This window comes from Paracoccus yeei ATCC BAA-599, from assembly GCF_000622145.1.
In the GTDB taxonomy this organism is placed as follows: Bacteria; Pseudomonadota; Alphaproteobacteria; order Rhodobacterales; family Rhodobacteraceae; genus Paracoccus; species Paracoccus yeei.
The window spans coordinates 20,197-35,618 of sequence record NZ_KK211402.1 but is presented as its reverse complement, the minus strand read 5'-3'; the positions used below and the strand labels follow the sequence as shown (position 1 = coordinate 35,618).

The following is a 15,422-nucleotide window of genomic DNA, read 5'->3' as shown; positions in this document are numbered from 1 at the left end:
TCCATGGCAACTTTGGTTCTCGGCGCCGTCGGCTCCGCGATTGGCGGCGCATTTGGCGGGGCCATCCTCGGCTTTTCCGGAGCGGCAATCGGCGGTTTCATCGGCTCGACCATTGGCTCTGTGGTCGACAACTGGATCGTGTCGTCCCTCGCCCCGGCCCAACGGATCGAGGGCGCGCGGCTCGACAGCTTGCGCATCACCTCCTCGACCGAAGGCGCGGTGATCCCGCGCCTGTTCGGCCGGATGCGCATCGGCGGGAACATCATCTGGGCCACGGACTTCCGCGAGGAGGTCAACACCACCAGCCAAGGCGGCGGCAAGGGCAGCGGGCCCAAGGTTACCACCACCGAGTATCTCTACTTTGCGTCCTTCGCCGTGGCGCTGTGCGAGGGCGAGATCACCGGCATTGGCCGGGTGTGGGCCGACGGCAAGCCGATGGACATGACGGGCGTCACCTGGCGCTGGTATCCCGGCGACGAGATCCAATCCCCCGATCCGTTCATCGCCGCCAAGATGGGCGCAGCCAGCACTCCGGCCTATCGCGGCACCGCCTATGTGGTCTTCGAAGAACTGAACCTCAGCGCGTTCGGCAATCGTCTGCCGCAGATCAGTTTCGAGGTGTTCTGGCCGCTCGCGGATCCCGACACCGCCGAGGGGCTGGTGAAAGCCGTGACGATGATCCCGGCCTCTGGCGAATTCACCTATGCGACTGCCCCGGTTAAGAAAACCAGCGGCTCCGGCGGTGCAACCGTGGCCGAGAACCTGAACGCAATCACCGACACCGCTGACATCGTCGTTGCGCTGGACCGGTTGCAGTCGCTCGCTCCGGCTGTGGAAAGCGTCAGCCTCGTCGTGGCCTGGTTCGGCAATGACCTGCGCGCAGGTTCCTGCAAGGTGAAGCCCGGCGTCGAGGTTGCCTCCAAAGCCACGACGCCCGCAAACTGGTCGGTGAATGGTGTCAGCCGGGCCAGCGCCCATCTGGTCAGCCATGACGCCGAGGATCGCCCGGTCTATGGCGGCACGCCCGCCGACTTCGCAGTGGTGCAGGCAATTCAGGAGATGAAGGCGCGCGGGCTGCGCGTCACCTTCTATCCCTTCATCCTGATGGATGTGCCGCCGGGCAACACAAAGCCGAACCCCTACAGCGCAAATGCGGCCACCTCGGGCCAGCCGACCTTCCCCTGGCGCGGCCGCATCACCTGTTCCCCGGCGGCGGGCTTTTTGGGATCGGTGGATAAAACCGCCACCGCTGCCACGCAGGTTGCTGCCCTGTTCGGCACGGCGACACCAGCCAGCTTCAGCGTTTCCGGTACCACTGTCGGCTGGACTGGCCCGGTCGGCGAATGGTCGTTGCGGCGGATGATCCTGCACTATGCGCATCTGTGCAAAGCGGCAGGAGGCGTCGATGCCTTCCTGATCGGTTCGGAAATGCCCGGCCTGACCACGATCCGCTCGGGCGCCAGTACGTATCCCGCCGTCTCTGCCTTCAAATCCCTTGCTGCCGATGTGCGTTCCATCCTCGGCGCTGGGCCCAAGATCGGCTATGCCGCCGACTGGTCGGAATACTTCGGCCACCATCCTGCCGACGGCTCGGGTGATGTGTTCTTTCACCTCGACCCGCTCTGGTCGGACGCCAACATCAACTTCATCGGCATCGATAACTACATGCCGTTGTCGGACTGGCGTGACGGGTTCGATCATGCCGACGCCGCGCTGGCGCCTGCAATCTATGACCGGGACTATCTGCAAATCAACATCACCGGCGGTGAGGGGTTCGACTGGTTCTATGCCAGTGCACTTGATCGAACCGCGCAAACCCGGACGCCGATCACAGACGGATCAGCGGCAAAACCATGGGTGTTCCGCTTCAAGGATCTGCGCGCCTGGTGGCAAAACCCGCATTTCAACCGCCCGGGCGGTGTCGAAAGCGGCACGCCTACCGCATGGGTGCCGCAATCGAAGCCGATCTGGTTCACGGAACTGGGCTGCCCGGCGATTGACCGCGGGACCAATCAGCCCAACGTGTTCTTCGATCCGAAATCGTCCGAGAGCTTCACGCCCTACTTCTCGCGCGGCTGGCGCGATGACGCGATCCAGCGTGCCTATCTCGAGGCCAGCTATCTGTTCTGGGGTGTCGCGGCGAACAACCCAACTTCCTCGGTCTATGGCAACCGGATGGTTCATGTCCCCGAATGTGCCGCCTGGACATGGGACGCCCGGCCCTATCCGTTCTTCCCCGGGCTGACGGAAGTCTGGACCGATGGTCCGAACTGGCGTCTGGGCCATTGGCTGACCGGACGGCTGGGCGGGGTATCGTTGGCTGCCCTCGTGCGCCACCTCTGCCTGCGCGCCGGGATGCCAGAAGAACTGATCGACGTCTCCGGCCTCTGGGGCGCGGTCGAGGGCTATGTGATTTCAGCCTTGGAAGCCCCGCGCGCCTCAATTTCCACGCTGGCCAGGCATTTCGGCTTCGATGCGGTCGAAAGCGAGGGCCGCATCAAGTTCCTGATGCGGGGCCGGATTGCCGGTCTGACCATTACGCCCGACAGCATGGTGGCACCCGCCTCCGCGCAGGGCGATGTGATGGAACTGACCCGCGCGCAGGAAACCGAACTGCCGCAGGCGCTGAAGTGGCAAGTCGCGCGGGCCGACGAGGACTATGACGCGGCACAGGTCGAAGCGCGGCGCATCACTGTCGACACCACCCGCATCGCCTCTGAATCCTTCCCGATGGCCATTCCGCCCGAAGAAGCCGAGCGCCGCTGTCGCCGCGCTCTGATGGAGGCGTGGGTTGGCCGCGAAAGTGCCGTCTTTCGCCTGCCGCCCTCGCGCCTGGCGCTGGATCCTTGCGACGTGATCCTCTTGGACCACAATGGCCGCCTGACGGAACTGCGCCTGGTGTCCATCGCGGACTCCGACCTGCGCAGCATCGATGCGGTGCGGCAGGACCGGGCGGTCTATGATCTGCCGCCCGGCGAACCACGCCCTGCGTCCTTGTCGACGCCCACGGTCTTTGGCGCACCAGACATCGTGCTGCTGGACCTGCCGCAGCTGCGCGAGGATCAGCCTGCACACCGGCCCTTGGTCGCGGCCCATGCCAAGCCATGGCCCGGCGAAGTGGCGGTCTACCGCAGTGCCGCGACGGATGGCTTTGCCCTACTGACCACCTTTGGCACCCGGGCGCGCATGGGTGTGCTGGCGGCAGATTTCTACGCGGGGCCGGTCTCGCGCTTCGATCTTGGCAATGCGCTGGTCGTCGATCTCAATTCTGGCACGCTGGAGAGCGTCACGGACATCACCTTGCTGGGTGGAGCCAACGCGCTGGCCGTCGAGACCGGCGCTGGGCAATGGGAAATTGTCCAGGCTGGTGTGGCCGAGTTGATCGCGCCCGGGCGTTATCGGCTGACCCGCCTGCTGCGGGGCCAGCGCGGAACAGAAGGTGCCATCGTCAGCATGGTGCCAACCGGCGCGCGGGTGGTCGTGCTAGACACGGCCGTGACACCCTTGCCGATTTCCGAGGCCGATCTGGGTCTGCCATGGAACTGGCGCATCGGCCCTGCGTCGCGCCCGGTCAGCGACGAGACCTTTGTCGCCACCACCTTCACGCCCGAGGGCGCGGGGCTCCGGCCGTTTTCGGTCGCGCACGTCGAGCAACCGTGGCGCATCGCCCGCAGCCCCGGCGATTTGACGATCCGCTGGACGCGCCGGTCGCGATCACTTGCCGCTGACACCTGGGGCGCGGGCGATGTGCCTTTGGCCGAGGACAGTGAAGCCTACGAGGTGGAAATCCGTGATGGCAGTACCGTCAAGCAGACGCTGACCACCACCACAACGAGTGTCCTCTATACCGCTGCCCAGCAGTCTTCCGATTGGGGCGCGCCCCTCGGCCCCGGCCAATCCCTCGCTATCCGCATCTACCAGCTCTCGGCCTTGATCGGCCGAGGCGCTGCACGATCCGTCACGCTCACCTTCTGAAAGCGTACCCATGTCCGACATCACCACCCACCTCCTGCTGCCCTACATTCTGGCATCGCAGGCGCAGAAGCATGTCACCCACAACGAGGCGCTGCGGCTGCTGGATGCCATGGTGCAGCTGTCGGTGCTGGATCGCACTCATACCGCGCCGCCCGCCAGCCCAACCGATGGCGACCGGCATATCGTGGCATCCGGGGCGACCGGCCTTTGGACTGGCTGGGATCTGAACATCGCCTTCTGGGTCGATGGGGTCTGGATGCGTCTGGTGCCACGCCCCGGCTGGCTGGCATGGATCGCGGATGAGGCGGTCTTCGCCGTGTGGAATGGGTCGACCTGGGATCCAGTCGGCGAACCGGTGGATGTGTCGGATGCCGTGTTCAGCTTGGTGAACGACGCCGATCCGACAAAGAAGGCACTGTTTTCGCTGTCCGGGATCTCCACCGGGACGACCCGGACCTTCGCCCTGCCGAACACATCGTCGGAATTGGCAATCCTTGCGGGCACCCAGACCTTCACGGGCAACAAGACCTTCTCCGGCACTCTGACCGCCTCGGGCACCGTCACGGTTTCGGCGGCCGCGGCCACCATCGGCACGGCGACGACGACCGCCACCTACGGCATGGGCACCGGGGCCACGACCAGCGGCGTCACCAAGACTGTGAACCTCGGCACCGGCGGGGCGAGTGGATCCACGACTATCTTGAACATCGGGTCGGCCACCGCTGGGTCGGGCGGCACGACCGTGGTGAACACCCCCACAGTCACCTTCGCCAATGCCGTCACGCAGGTCGGCATGCCGCAAGCCAACCTGACTGCGCAATTGCTGGGCCTCGGCGGAGCGACGGCCGACAGCTACAACCGGCTGTCAATGAACACACCGGCGGTGCTGATCAACAATGCTGGCGCCGGGATCGAGGCGACAGTGAACAAGGCGGCGGCCGGGAACGATGCGGCCTTCGCCTTCAAGACAGGATTTTCGGCAAGGGCGCTGATCGGGCTGCTCGGCAACGACGATTTCAGCTTCAAGGTCAGCCCGAACGGATCGACCTTCTTTGATGCGATCCGGATCGACCGTAGCTCGGGCCGGGTCGAACTGCCCGAACCGATGGTGATGCCCGCCCTGGCCGCCGCTCCCGATCCGCCCCCTGCGGGAAAGCTCGCCGTCTATGCCCGCGACCGTGCCGGGGCCGGGTGGCTGGATGTGCAGCGCCCCTCGGGCCGGTTCTTTCCGCTCCAGCCACACTTCGGGGTCAACCGGATCGCCACTTGGGCCCCGTCCACCAGCACGACGGTGAATACGAACGGCATGCCGCGCACGGCTGTTGGCACCGTGGCGACGCCAACGCTGACCACCACAGGTCTGGCCGACAGCATGCGGCGCTGGCGGGTGACCAGCGCAGCCACTGCCAACGCCGTTGCAGAGGAACGCTCCGCAGGATGGGTTTGCTGGCGTGGCAATGCCGATGGTCTGGGAGGGTGGAACTACGTTAATCGCCTATCGCTGACCACCGTGCAGGCAACGGGCATGGGGTTCTTTGGCCTCTATGGATCGGTGGCGGCGCTGGCGACGACGCTGACGCTCGCCACCGTCTTGAACTGCATCGGCATCGGCTTCCAGCGCGGCACCCATACCAACTGGCAGCTGGTGCACAATGATGGCGCGGGCGCGCCGACGCTGATCGACCTTGGGGCCAGTTTCCCGGTGGCCAGCATGACCAACGTGCTGACGCTCTACATCGCCGCCGCGCCAAACGGGGCCGACATCGGCGTGCGGGTGGTCGAGGAGGTCAGTGGGGCGGCCGTCGAGTTCACCATCACCACCGACATGCCCGCTGCCACCCAACTGCTCAGCCCACGCAACTACATGAACACCGGCGCGACAGCGGCCGCCGTCGCCTACGACTGCGCGGGCGTCTACGTCGAGACCGATTATTGAACCGCAGGTCCGCGAAAGCGAAGGATATCAACATGACTGAACGAACGTCGCTTCTGCATGAGGTCGGCCAGGCCTTCCGCGAAAACGGCCTGACAGCCGCCATCACTGCGCTGGTCGGTGGAAGCCTGGCCGTCGCCGCCACCGTCACCCGCAAAGCCTTCACCAACGAAGCGATGCTGGAACGCCTCGACAGGGAACTGCACCTCGAGCGCGAGCGGATCGACAAACAGCGCGCCGAAGACCGCAAGGCCGATGCTGACCGGCTGGAGCGGATTGAGACGGACATCCGCGCCATGCGGGATGTGATGTTCGAGGCCTTCCAGCGCGGCCGCACCGACTGAACAAACCACCAACCACTGAACCTGTCCCCCACCCGCCCCCGAGGCGGGTTTTGCATTTCTGGAGACCATCATGCCAACCACGACCTATACCCATTTCCGCGACGTGCCTGAATCCGCTTGGCGCTGGCCCAGCTTTTCCCCGGCCGAGATCGCCTGTCGCGGCACCGGAGCGATCAAGATCAACACCGAGGCGATGGACAAGCTACAATCCCTGCGCAACCGCCTCGGCAAACCGCTGATCGTTCGGTCGGGCTATCGCAGCCCCAGCCACAACCGCGCCGTCGGCGGGGCCCCGGCCTCAAAGCACATGCTGGGCACAGCGTTTGACATTGCCATGTCGAACCACGATCCCGTGGCTTTCGCCGAGGCCGCTCGCGCGGTCGGTTTCCTCGGCTTCGGAACATATCCTCGGTCGGGCTTCATGCACATCGATCTCGGACCAGCCCGCAGCTGGGGAGAGCCGTTTCCAGTGCGCCGGGTGCCCTTTGTCGTGGAGACGCGCCCAGCGCGCGAGGCGCTTGCCGAGAGCCGCACCCTGCGCGGCACCGGGGCCGCGGGCGTGGCAACTGTGGGCGCAGCTGGCGTCGAGGTCGCGCAGGAGGTGCTGGCCGAGGCGCAGGGCGCGGTTCTGCCGCTGCTGCCCTATCTCGACACGCTACGCTGGCTCTTTATCGCGCTGGCGCTGGGCGGGATCGCGGTCGCCGTCTGGGCGCGGGTCGATGACTGGAAGAAGGGCCTGCGCTGATGTGTGGCTCTTTGCTGATCGGAGCCCTCGCCCGGCCATGGGCGCGGCAAATGGTGGCCCTCGCCCTTGCCGCACTCACCATCACCCTGTTCATCCTCAACTTTCGCCGCACAGCCGAGCGCGCTGGCCGCGCCGCCGAACGGATCGACCAACTGGAGCGTCACGATGCCGTTCACCGCCAGATGCTGGACGCAGCCGCGCGCCGCCCTCGCAGCCGCGACGATCTTCTTGACCGCCTGCGCGGCGGGGAATTCTGACACCCCGCGGCGAGCCTGCCCGCCTCTGGTGGAGTACAGCCGGGCCGAGCAGGCGCGCGTCGCGACAGAAGTGGCCGCGCTGCCCGGGGGGGCCGTGATTGCTGAATGGCTGGCCGATTATGCTGTGCTGCGCGCGCAGGCGCGGGCGTGCCAGACACCTTGAACCCCGACACATCAAAATCGCCTTGGCCGGACGGCCCAGCGCGCACTAAGCTGGCCACATGGACCCCGACGATGAGAAGCGTATTGCGGCAAAGCTGGCCAAGATCATGGCCATGCTTTGCGTGCGCAACACGCAGCTCGAAACGCTGCATGCCGGCCTGACCCCCATCACGCGGACCGGCGACTACTCTGACGTCGTTGTTCTGGATGCCGATGGCCGCCGCATCCCTTGGACCGAAGTCTCGCGCTTCGATGAAGATGAAATGCGCGCGCTGATGCGCGACATCGTCAACCGCCTTTATACGTTTCACCTGCATGCAGACGAACCCAAGCTCCAAGCGACCATCGAACGCTGGATGGGCGTTGCGGACAAGTGGGATGAACCGGAGATCGATCCAAGGATGATCAGCAGCAGCGCGAAGCCTCTATAAGGCGCGATGAACCCTGCAAGTGCGGCTGTTCATGGCAGGACGGCCGGGCATGGTTCACGCAGGCACGAATTGGGAAAGGCAGTGCTTCAGTTAGGACCTACAGGCACAACTTCGGCCTGGTTCCAACATCCTGAAATTCGTGCCTTGCCTGCACCTTGCGATCACGCGCTGCCCGGGAAGCCAGCTTTGCCCGAGAGCACTCAGAGTTCGAAACGTTTCAGATAGGCTTCAATCTCTCCGACCAATCCCTGATCAACCCCTGCCTTTGCGCGCAATTCACCCAGAGCGGCCTGCGCTTTCGCCAAGCCCGTCCATTCGATGTCCGGCGCATTGGGCGCAAACCAGCGTTCACGAAGCCAGGCATCAAATTGACCGCGCTCTTTCGGGGAGAGCAGAGCAGGCGCATGGAGCGCCACAAGGCGTCTACCCAGCTGACGCAGACGCGCGTCTGTGAGGGTCGCAGCAATCTCCTGACGCCGCAACCAGTCAGCGCGCTGGAACTCGGTTAGCAGGGCTTTGTCTGCGTGGCTGTAGAACCCGCCGAAGATCTGCTTTTCAACCGGGGGCGGTGGGGCTTCCGGATCCTGCGGGAAGCGCGCGGCCAGCGCATTGCCCACGCGGCCTCTGAAATCGGGTGACTGCGCGATGACCTCTGCGCGTTGGATTTGCACGGGGCTCGGGGTGTGCACAGCGAGAAGCGCGGGCGATTTGTTGGTGGCAAGAGAGCGGATGATCTTCGGCGTTGCGTCCACTGCTGCAAAGATCGTGGCATCATCGGCGGCCAGCAGATCGGCGGGGTCGGCAGCGTCGAGGTCGAAGAACGCAGCCTGATTGGCATTACTGGCCGACGTGCCGCAAAAGCAGCCGATCGTGGCGCGGGGCGGGCCGCCGCCAAAACGCTCGACCAGCGCCATGGGCTGGAAGCTGGCAAGCCGGGTCTGCACGGCAGTTTTGTCCCGGTTGGACAGGATCTCTGCCCAAAGCTCTGGCGCGCGCTGGGCGATCAGCCGTCCGAGATGAATTGTCGCCTCAACATCACCAAGCGCATCATGGGCGTTATGAGCGACGAAACCGTTCAGCGGGGCCAAAAGGTCAAGCTTGAAGCGCACGCGACCCGTCTCATCCACCGGCCACTCGAACAGATCAGGATGTCGGTACCAGACGACATAAAGCGATGTCAGCACATCAAGCCGCGTGTTGCCATTGAATTGGGTCGCGAAAATATCCGGCTGCAAGTTCTGGAAAAAAGCCTGGCGCAGCATCTCCTCGTCGAAATGGATGCTGTTAAACCCGGTCCATGTCGCGGGCGACCACCGCTCGATCAGAGCGGCGATCTCTTGGGTGAACTCAAAGTGGCTCGGTAGGGTCGGATCAACGAGTTGCGCTGGGCGCAGGCCCGTGACTGCCAGCGCCCAAGGCGATGGAATGATATGCGGCGCGATCCGGCACCGCAGATTGACCCGCTCGATCTCCCGGAATGCGTCATCCGTCAGAATGGCCGCGAATTGCAGGGGCTGGTCGAATGCGGGCGAAATGCCGGTGGTTTCGAGATCGTAAAAGGCGAAATGCATGGCGGCAGCCTAGCGTATGACGTGTGAGCCGTCATCCGGCAAACGGTAAGGATCGGTCGAACACTCGACGCACCCGGCCCAAAGCTGCCTTTGGGCGAGAGCTGATATCGCTGCAATGCGGCCCATCGAAGGAGATATTCGCTGCACAAGCTTAATCTAAACCTAAGCAGATGACTGGATCGCGGGATTTTGCCGACATTCCTGTTTAGCCACGCTGCCGACGAAGCATTTGCTCGCAGTTGCGGCACAAGAGTTGTTTCGAGGCGGCGCGCGTAGAAACGGACGGACCTGCTCGGACACTGGTGGGAAGGCTGGGCGGAGTTCGCCAATGCACGGCTCGCCGGACTCGACATCGACGCATGGATCGATCACTGCAGCCTCAACGCGCAGAGCATCTTACTGAAGCCGCAGGACAAGATCGGCGCGCCCGCGCAGCGGATCGTGCGAGCAGGTGAAAAGGCCGACCGCGCCGAGTTGAACCGCGCCATCGCGCGCGAGAACGGCCCCCGGATCATCGCGGACCCGAGCCTAGCGCTCGACGTGCTCGCCCGGCAGTAAGCGGCCTTCACCCGCCGCGACATGGCCGCTTGCGTATACCGTTACGGCGAAGGTCCGGGCCAGTTCAACGCGGTGCTGGGCGCCATGCGCAGGGCACCCGACCCGGTGGCGCAGGGGTAGGATGTGCGCGGCGGCGAGCGCTTCACCACGCGCGACTTGCTCGAGGTCGAACAGCGGCTACACCGCGCGGCGATGACGATGACGTCCGCGACCGCGATACAGCCCTTGCCCGCGCCGAGGCGCAGGATCTGATCCTGTCCGCCGAGCAGGCCGAGGCGCTTGCCCATGTCACCGACGGCTGTAGTCTCGGGATCATCATCGGCCATGCCGGGACGGGGAAGAGCGCTATGCTGGACGCGGCCTGTAAGACCTGGGAGGCGGCGGGGTTACCTCACCGCCATTCCCTCTTCAGCCCTTGGAAGAAAGGCTTGGGTGGCCGCCGAATTTATTGCGCAGGGCCGACAGGAAACGATTGCCCAGTTCATTTTTTTCGCGCGACGAAAAACGGGCAAACAGCGCTGCGGCGAGCACTTGCGCCGAGGTGCGCTGGTCGATGGCCGCTTCAATCGTCCACCGACCTTCACCACTATCAGCGACTTCGGTAGAATACTGATCCAGCGTCGGATTGCTGGCCAGAGCGTCGGCCCCAAGATCCAGCAGCCATGAACTGACTACGCTGCCACGCCGCCAGACTTCTGCGATAGCGGCGAGGTCAAGGTCATAGCGGTAATCTTCTTCCACCACTGCATGACCTGCCGAGGCGAACAGCGCGAAACCTTCGGCCATGGCCTGCATCATACCGTACTCGATCCCATTATGGATCATTTTCACATAGTGGCCGGAGCCGGGCTTGCCACAATGGAGCCATCCAGCCTCACCCGGAGCTTGAGGTCCACCATCGCGGGCAGGTGTTCTTGCGGCCGCATCTATCCCCGGTGCGAGCGTGTCAAGAATAGGCACGATCCGCCCGATTGCCTCATTTGCCCCGCCTAGCATCAGTGAGTATCCACGAGCCAACCCAAAAACACCTCCGCTGGTTCCGCAATCAACCATCAGGATGCCTTTAGCGGCCAGCATCTGGGCGCGCGCAACGCTCTCTTTGAAATGGCTATTGCCTCCATCGATGATGACGTCGCCTGATGTGCAAAGTTGGCCCAGCTCGGTCAACACCTGCTCGGTTACTTCACCGGCGGGAACCATCAGCCAGACTACACGAGGCGCTGCCAAAGCTGCGACCAAAGACCCGATGTCGGCATAGCTGACTGTGCCGACTTCTTTTGCCAACGCCTCCCTCGTCGTCTGGTTTGCACTGTGAACGTGACATTGATGCCCGGCCTTCGACAGCCGCCGGACCATGTTGCCGCCCATTCGTCCGAGACCGATAAATCCCAGTTCCATCGTTAAGTCCTTTCTTGATTTCCAATGCGTATTTGGGCCGGTCCGGCTCAGCTCACCTGTACGCGGCGCCAAAAGGCGACCATGCCCCTTATTTGCGCTGCCGCCGACCTGGGAGATGGGTAATACCAAGCCGCATCAGGGTTGGTCTTTCCGTCCACCTCTAGTGAGTAGTACGATGCAGTTCCCTTCCAGGGGCAAACCGTTTCGCGCGTGCTTTGCGATAGGTACACTGCCCGCACACTTTCGATCGGAAAGTAGTGATTGCCTTCGACAACAACGGTAGCGTCGCTTTCTGCGATGACTTTGCCGTTCCAGATTGCCTTGACCATTTGGCGCCCCCTTTTGTCAGTCTGTCTGATCCATGACCTCGCGGACACGCAGACGGAGTGCCGGAAGGAGTTCTGTCCCGAACCAGGGATTGCGGCGCAGAAACGCGTTGTTGCGCCAGGAAGGGTGCGGCAGCGGCACGACTACCGGCGCCCAATGGCGCCAGTCAGCAACAGTGGCTGTTACGCCCGCCTTGCGTGCGTCTGCGCCCAGGTGCCAACCATGGGCGTAACCCCCGATCAAGATAGTGAGCCTTACCTGATTGAGCGCGTCCAGCGCCCGGCTTCGCCACGTTGCCGCGCAGCGTGGTGGTGGCGGCAGGTCGCTGCCATTCACATGATAGCCGGGAAAGCAAAATGCCATGGGTAGGATACTGATCCGGTCGCGATCATAGAATTCATCGCGCGTAACCCCCAACCACTCACGCAACCGGTCGCCCGAGCGGTCATCGAAGGGGATGCCGGATTCGTGCACGCGCAAGCCAGGCGCCTGCCCAACAATCAGAATCCGTGCGCGTTGCCGCAGCCAGACGACTGGCCGGGGTTCGTGCCTTGTGGCAGTGGCTGCGAAATCTGCTGCGCACATACGGCAGGGCCGTATTTCCTGTGCTATCGCCGGCTCGCCAGCACTCATCCTCTGTACCTTTGTTCTTTCCAGGGATCACCGTAGTTATGATACCCCAGCTTTTCCCAAAAGCCCTTGTAGTCATAGGGACTGAAATGGAGGCCACGAAGCCACTTGGCGCTTTTCCACAGATATAGGTCCGGCACCACCAGTCGTGCCGGGCCACCATGTTCTACGCTCAGCGGTTTACCGTCGAATTCTGTGGCCACAAAGGCTTTGTCACTTAACATATCGACCAAACGCAGGTTCGCGGTGTAATTGCCGTCCGCACGCGCCTGAACATAAACCGGATCAGCTACTGGGCGAACAAGATCGGCCAGTACAGAAACTGCCACCCCGCGCCAAAGTGTGCCCAGTTTGGACCATCTGGTCACGCAGTGCAGATCGGCGCTGAATTCGCGCTGTGGGAGGGCCTGAAAGCCCGCCCAATCCAGTGTGATCGCCTGTTCGACGTCACCGTCGAGGGTTAGTGACCATGTTTCCTTGTCGGCCGTCTTGGGCGTACCCGCCGTCATTACCGGGAATTTCTGAGTTACCACCTGATTGGGCGGAATGCGCGGGCGTCCATCTGGGCGAAGAGTACTCATCGTCAGCTCCCGATTGTCAGTAGACCTCAGTGACCTTCAGCTTGCGGCCGCGGAACTCACAGAATTCACCGGCTCTCTTGCCTTCCAGGGCCTCGTAGATTGGCGCCGCTTGTGAGACACCGATAAATTTCTGCCCCTGACATGAAAACTCTCCTGTCGAGACGCCAATGACCAGATAGCGATCCCCGATCCGCACTGCTGCGCCCGGCGCCACTTCGGTTTTCGGTCCGAAATCAAGCACGTTCAACGCTGAGATTTTGGCTTCCACTTGATGCTCGCGGTCATCGAACGCCTCAGCAAGATCGGCGGCGGTTTCTGCTTGGCCCTGTTCGTCATTTTCAATCGGCTCCGTGCGATCCAGCCGCGCGGCGCTGAGAAATCGCTCATAGGTTTTATGGGCTTGCTCAAGTTCGGCCTCTGTCAGGGCCAGCATCGTGTTGCGCAAGTGGTTCTTGTCGATCATGGGTTTTCCTTTACGATAGTTGGAGTTGTTAAGTTGGTGATTTTGCGGGGCTTCTGATCCCGCTCAAGCGTGGGAAAAAGATTTGGGCGCAGCACTTTCCATCGTTATCCTGTTCACGATCTCGTCCACGATCGTGCGGGTCGCGGCTGTGGTTCTAGAACACACGGGCATTTCACGCGACGTTGCCAGAGTTCAGGCCATGTCGGCACTTAGCGGCACGGGGTTCACCACGTCTGAATCCGAACTGATCCTCCAAACACCGGAGCGCAGACGTATCCTTGTGATCTTGATGATTACCGGTTCCGTTGGTCTGGCCTCGGTGGTTGCCACTGTTGTGGTTGGGGCCTTCGGGATCAAGGAAACGGCCAGCGGGTTGTTGCTTCAGCTTACGGCGATCATCACGGCAATCGCCTTTGTGCGCTACGTGCTCTTTTCCTCTGTCGTCGATGAGTTCATTTGCGGCATGGCACATGCGTGGCTTGTCAAACACATGGCGCATGTTCCGTTCACGGTTTTGTACCAGTTGGATGCGGACAGGGTGATTGCCCAACATAGTTTGGCGAAGGCACCTCCTTCGAACAATGTGGAGTGGCCCGGCGACCTGACCCTCATCGGTGTGCGCAGCGCCTTCAACGCCGAGATAAACCCGTGGGACGGAACGCCGTTGCCTGAAGGATCGGCCATGGTCTTGGCGGGGCCAAGGGCGTCCCATCATAAGTTTGCCGCCGCCCATGGATTGACCCCAGATACAGGAGCGCACTGAGGCATGACAGACGTCAAAACATCGCCGGGGTTTCTTCACCTGCACGCACTGAACGGGGGCGGGGAATGGCTCCATATGTGTATCAAGCATCGAGAGACCAGCGCCTATCTCATGGAGGTGGCCATGCTCGACGACCTGGTTGTCGATGCGATGATCGAAGAGGACACACGTTCGCGCGTGCGCGTTCTTGATGACGGGATCATGGTGCTTTTGAAGGCCATGCATGTCGGTCAGGACATGGCACGCCCTGAAGACATGGTGTCGATCAGGATCTGGATCGACAAGACGCGCGTCATTACTACACGCGAGGCCGATGTTGACCCGATCCTGGCCCTTCATCAAAAGTTGTCCGCAGGTGCAGGCCCAACCACACCGGGTGAGTTTCTGGCTGATCTTATCGAAGAACACCTCGATGAGGTCGATGACCACATCGAGGAACTGGAAGACGCGGTCAACAGGATCGAAGGGCTTGTGGGCACTCATCAGACCGAGGCTGCCTGCCCCAATATGGCACAAACCCAATCGCGTATCAGCGGCTTCTTGCGCCACCTCGGGCCACAAAAACCTGTGCTGGAACACTTGTCGCGCTGCAAGCACTCCCTTTTGAGCGAAAGAGAGCGCACGCGGATCGATGACGGGCTCGATCAGCTTTTGCGGTATCTTGAAACCCTGCAAAACCTGCGGGACCGCGTTGATATCCTCAACGATCAGGTTGCCCGCATTCAAGACAGGCAACTGACGCGCAGCTCCTTTGTCTTCTCGGTCGTGGCGACGCTGTTCCTTCCGCTTGGGTTTATTGTCAGCGCGTTCGGTGTGAACCTCATGGGGGTTCCCTTCGAAGGGCATGCAAATGGTTTCACCATACTGATGGTGATCTGTTTGGCTCTGGTCGCAGGGATGCTGGTCTTGTTCCGCTGGCGAAAGTGGTTCTGACGGAGGTGGCGGCTGCATTTTCATGCGCCGGTGAAGTTCATCGCGTGATGCTCAACGACCTCGGCAACAACCACATCATACTCCAAAAAGACACCGTTCTTGCCGCGGTCTTTGGCGTATTTGTGCTCGGGGTGGACATCCCATTCCTCGATCGCCTCGAAATCTTCGAAGTAACCGATAAGCACCTTTTCTCCGTCCTCTGCGGTAAAGACCTTGTGGCTCATATACCCCTTTAGCCCCTTCACCACGGTCACCATGCGGGCGTAAAGCTCGTCAAACTCGCCTTGGAAGTCGGGATCAACCCGGTGGCGAAAAACCTCTACATGCATTGCCATTATAGTCTCCTTTTCT

15 protein-coding genes and 2 pseudogenes are annotated in these 15,422 nt (G+C 62.4%); 10 read left to right on the top strand and 7 right to left on the bottom strand.

Annotated elements, in window-relative coordinates; all coding sequences use genetic code 11:
* Window positions 1–3: 3 nt before the first annotated feature.
* The 6 genes from BU28_RS0117855 (at window position 4) to BU28_RS0117830 (ending at window position 7,847) form a co-directional block, all read left to right on the top strand.
* Window positions 4–3,975, top strand: a complete 3,972-nt coding sequence (locus BU28_RS0117855; RefSeq protein WP_028720624.1) for a baseplate multidomain protein megatron — start codon at window positions 4–6, stop codon at window positions 3,973–3,975.
* Window positions 3,976–3,985: 10 nt separating this feature from the next.
* Window positions 3,986–5,911, top strand: coding sequence for a DUF2793 domain-containing protein (locus tag BU28_RS0117850; protein WP_028720623.1), 1,926 nt, complete (start codon window positions 3,986–3,988; stop codon window positions 5,909–5,911).
* A 32-nt stretch (window positions 5,912–5,943) separates the two neighbouring features.
* The gene (locus tag BU28_RS0117845; RefSeq protein ID WP_028720622.1) at window positions 5,944–6,252 is read left to right on the top strand and encodes a hypothetical protein; all 309 of its coding nucleotides are present in this window, start codon (window positions 5,944–5,946) and stop codon (window positions 6,250–6,252) included.
* Window positions 6,253–6,322: 70 nt separating this feature from the next.
* Entirely contained in the window at window positions 6,323–6,997 is a 675-nt protein-coding gene (locus BU28_RS0117840) for a YcbK family protein (protein WP_028720621.1), read from the top strand.
* A 50-nt stretch (window positions 6,998–7,047) separates the two neighbouring features.
* Entirely contained in the window at window positions 7,048–7,254 is a 207-nt protein-coding gene (locus tag BU28_RS0117835; protein ID WP_233144938.1) for a hypothetical protein, read from the top strand.
* 221 nt (window positions 7,255–7,475) lie between these two features.
* Window positions 7,476–7,847, top strand: a complete 372-nt coding sequence (locus BU28_RS0117830; protein ID WP_028720619.1) for a hypothetical protein — start codon at window positions 7,476–7,478, stop codon at window positions 7,845–7,847.
* A 200-nt stretch (window positions 7,848–8,047) separates the two neighbouring features.
* Here BU28_RS0117830 and BU28_RS0117825 read toward each other — a convergent pair whose 3' ends face one another.
* Window positions 8,048–9,418: an exonuclease domain-containing protein gene (locus BU28_RS0117825; protein WP_028720618.1), complete on the bottom strand. Its 1,371-nt coding sequence runs from the start codon at window positions 9,416–9,418 to the stop codon at window positions 8,048–8,050.
* 288 nt (window positions 9,419–9,706) lie between these two features.
* On the opposite strand from BU28_RS0117825, the pseudogene BU28_RS26730 reads away from it, so the two are divergent.
* Together BU28_RS26730 and BU28_RS26505 are read left to right on the top strand one after the other, a co-directional pair.
* Window positions 9,707–9,802: pseudogene (locus tag BU28_RS26730) on the top strand (hypothetical protein); the annotation flags it as partial.
* 203 nt (window positions 9,803–10,005) lie between these two features.
* Window positions 10,006–10,311 (top strand): annotated as a pseudogene (locus tag BU28_RS26505) (hypothetical protein); the annotation flags it as partial.
* A 73-nt stretch (window positions 10,312–10,384) separates the two neighbouring features.
* Here BU28_RS26505 and gnd read toward each other — a convergent pair.
* The 5 genes from gnd to BU28_RS0117805 are packed head-to-tail and all read right to left on the bottom strand — an operon-like array spanning window position 10,385 to window position 13,375.
* Window positions 10,385–11,374, bottom strand: a complete 990-nt coding sequence (gnd, locus tag BU28_RS0117810) for a phosphogluconate dehydrogenase (NAD(+)-dependent, decarboxylating) (RefSeq protein ID WP_028720615.1) — start codon at window positions 11,372–11,374, stop codon at window positions 10,385–10,387.
* A 47-nt stretch (window positions 11,375–11,421) separates the two neighbouring features.
* A complete protein-coding gene (locus tag BU28_RS25085; RefSeq protein WP_081791467.1) occupies window positions 11,422–11,703 on the bottom strand; it encodes a DUF427 domain-containing protein in 282 nt (93 codons plus the stop codon).
* A 16-nt stretch (window positions 11,704–11,719) separates the two neighbouring features.
* Window positions 11,720–12,334 (bottom strand): uracil-DNA glycosylase family protein, encoded by a 615-nt coding sequence (locus BU28_RS25080; protein WP_081791466.1) that lies wholly within the window; start codon window positions 12,332–12,334, stop codon window positions 11,720–11,722.
* The gene (locus BU28_RS25075) at window positions 12,331–12,912 is read right to left on the bottom strand and encodes a molybdopterin-dependent oxidoreductase (RefSeq protein WP_081791465.1); all 582 of its coding nucleotides are present in this window, start codon (window positions 12,910–12,912) and stop codon (window positions 12,331–12,333) included. The genes BU28_RS25080 and BU28_RS25075 overlap by 4 nt, the downstream gene beginning before the upstream one ends.
* A 16-nt stretch (window positions 12,913–12,928) precedes the next feature.
* Window positions 12,929–13,375: a hypothetical protein gene (locus BU28_RS0117805; RefSeq protein WP_036763518.1), complete on the bottom strand. Its 447-nt coding sequence runs from the start codon at window positions 13,373–13,375 to the stop codon at window positions 12,929–12,931.
* Window positions 13,376–13,457: 82 nt separating this feature from the next.
* On the opposite strand from BU28_RS0117805, the gene BU28_RS24335 reads away from it, so the two are divergent.
* The gene (locus tag BU28_RS24335) at window positions 13,458–14,138 is read left to right on the top strand and encodes a hypothetical protein (protein ID WP_051578303.1); all 681 of its coding nucleotides are present in this window, start codon (window positions 13,458–13,460) and stop codon (window positions 14,136–14,138) included.
* A gap of 3 nt (window positions 14,139–14,141) precedes the next feature.
* Window positions 14,142–15,071 carry a CorA family divalent cation transporter gene (locus tag BU28_RS0117795; protein ID WP_028720613.1) on the top strand — a complete coding sequence of 310 codons (930 nt, stop codon included), beginning with the start codon at window positions 14,142–14,144 and terminating at the stop codon, window positions 15,069–15,071.
* Between the two features lie 20 nt (window positions 15,072–15,091).
* On the opposite strand, the gene BU28_RS0117790 is transcribed toward BU28_RS0117795, so the two are convergent.
* Window positions 15,092–15,406: an antibiotic biosynthesis monooxygenase family protein gene (locus BU28_RS0117790; protein ID WP_051578302.1), complete on the bottom strand. Its 315-nt coding sequence runs from the start codon at window positions 15,404–15,406 to the stop codon at window positions 15,092–15,094.
* Between the last annotated feature and the right edge of the window lie 16 nt (window positions 15,407–15,422).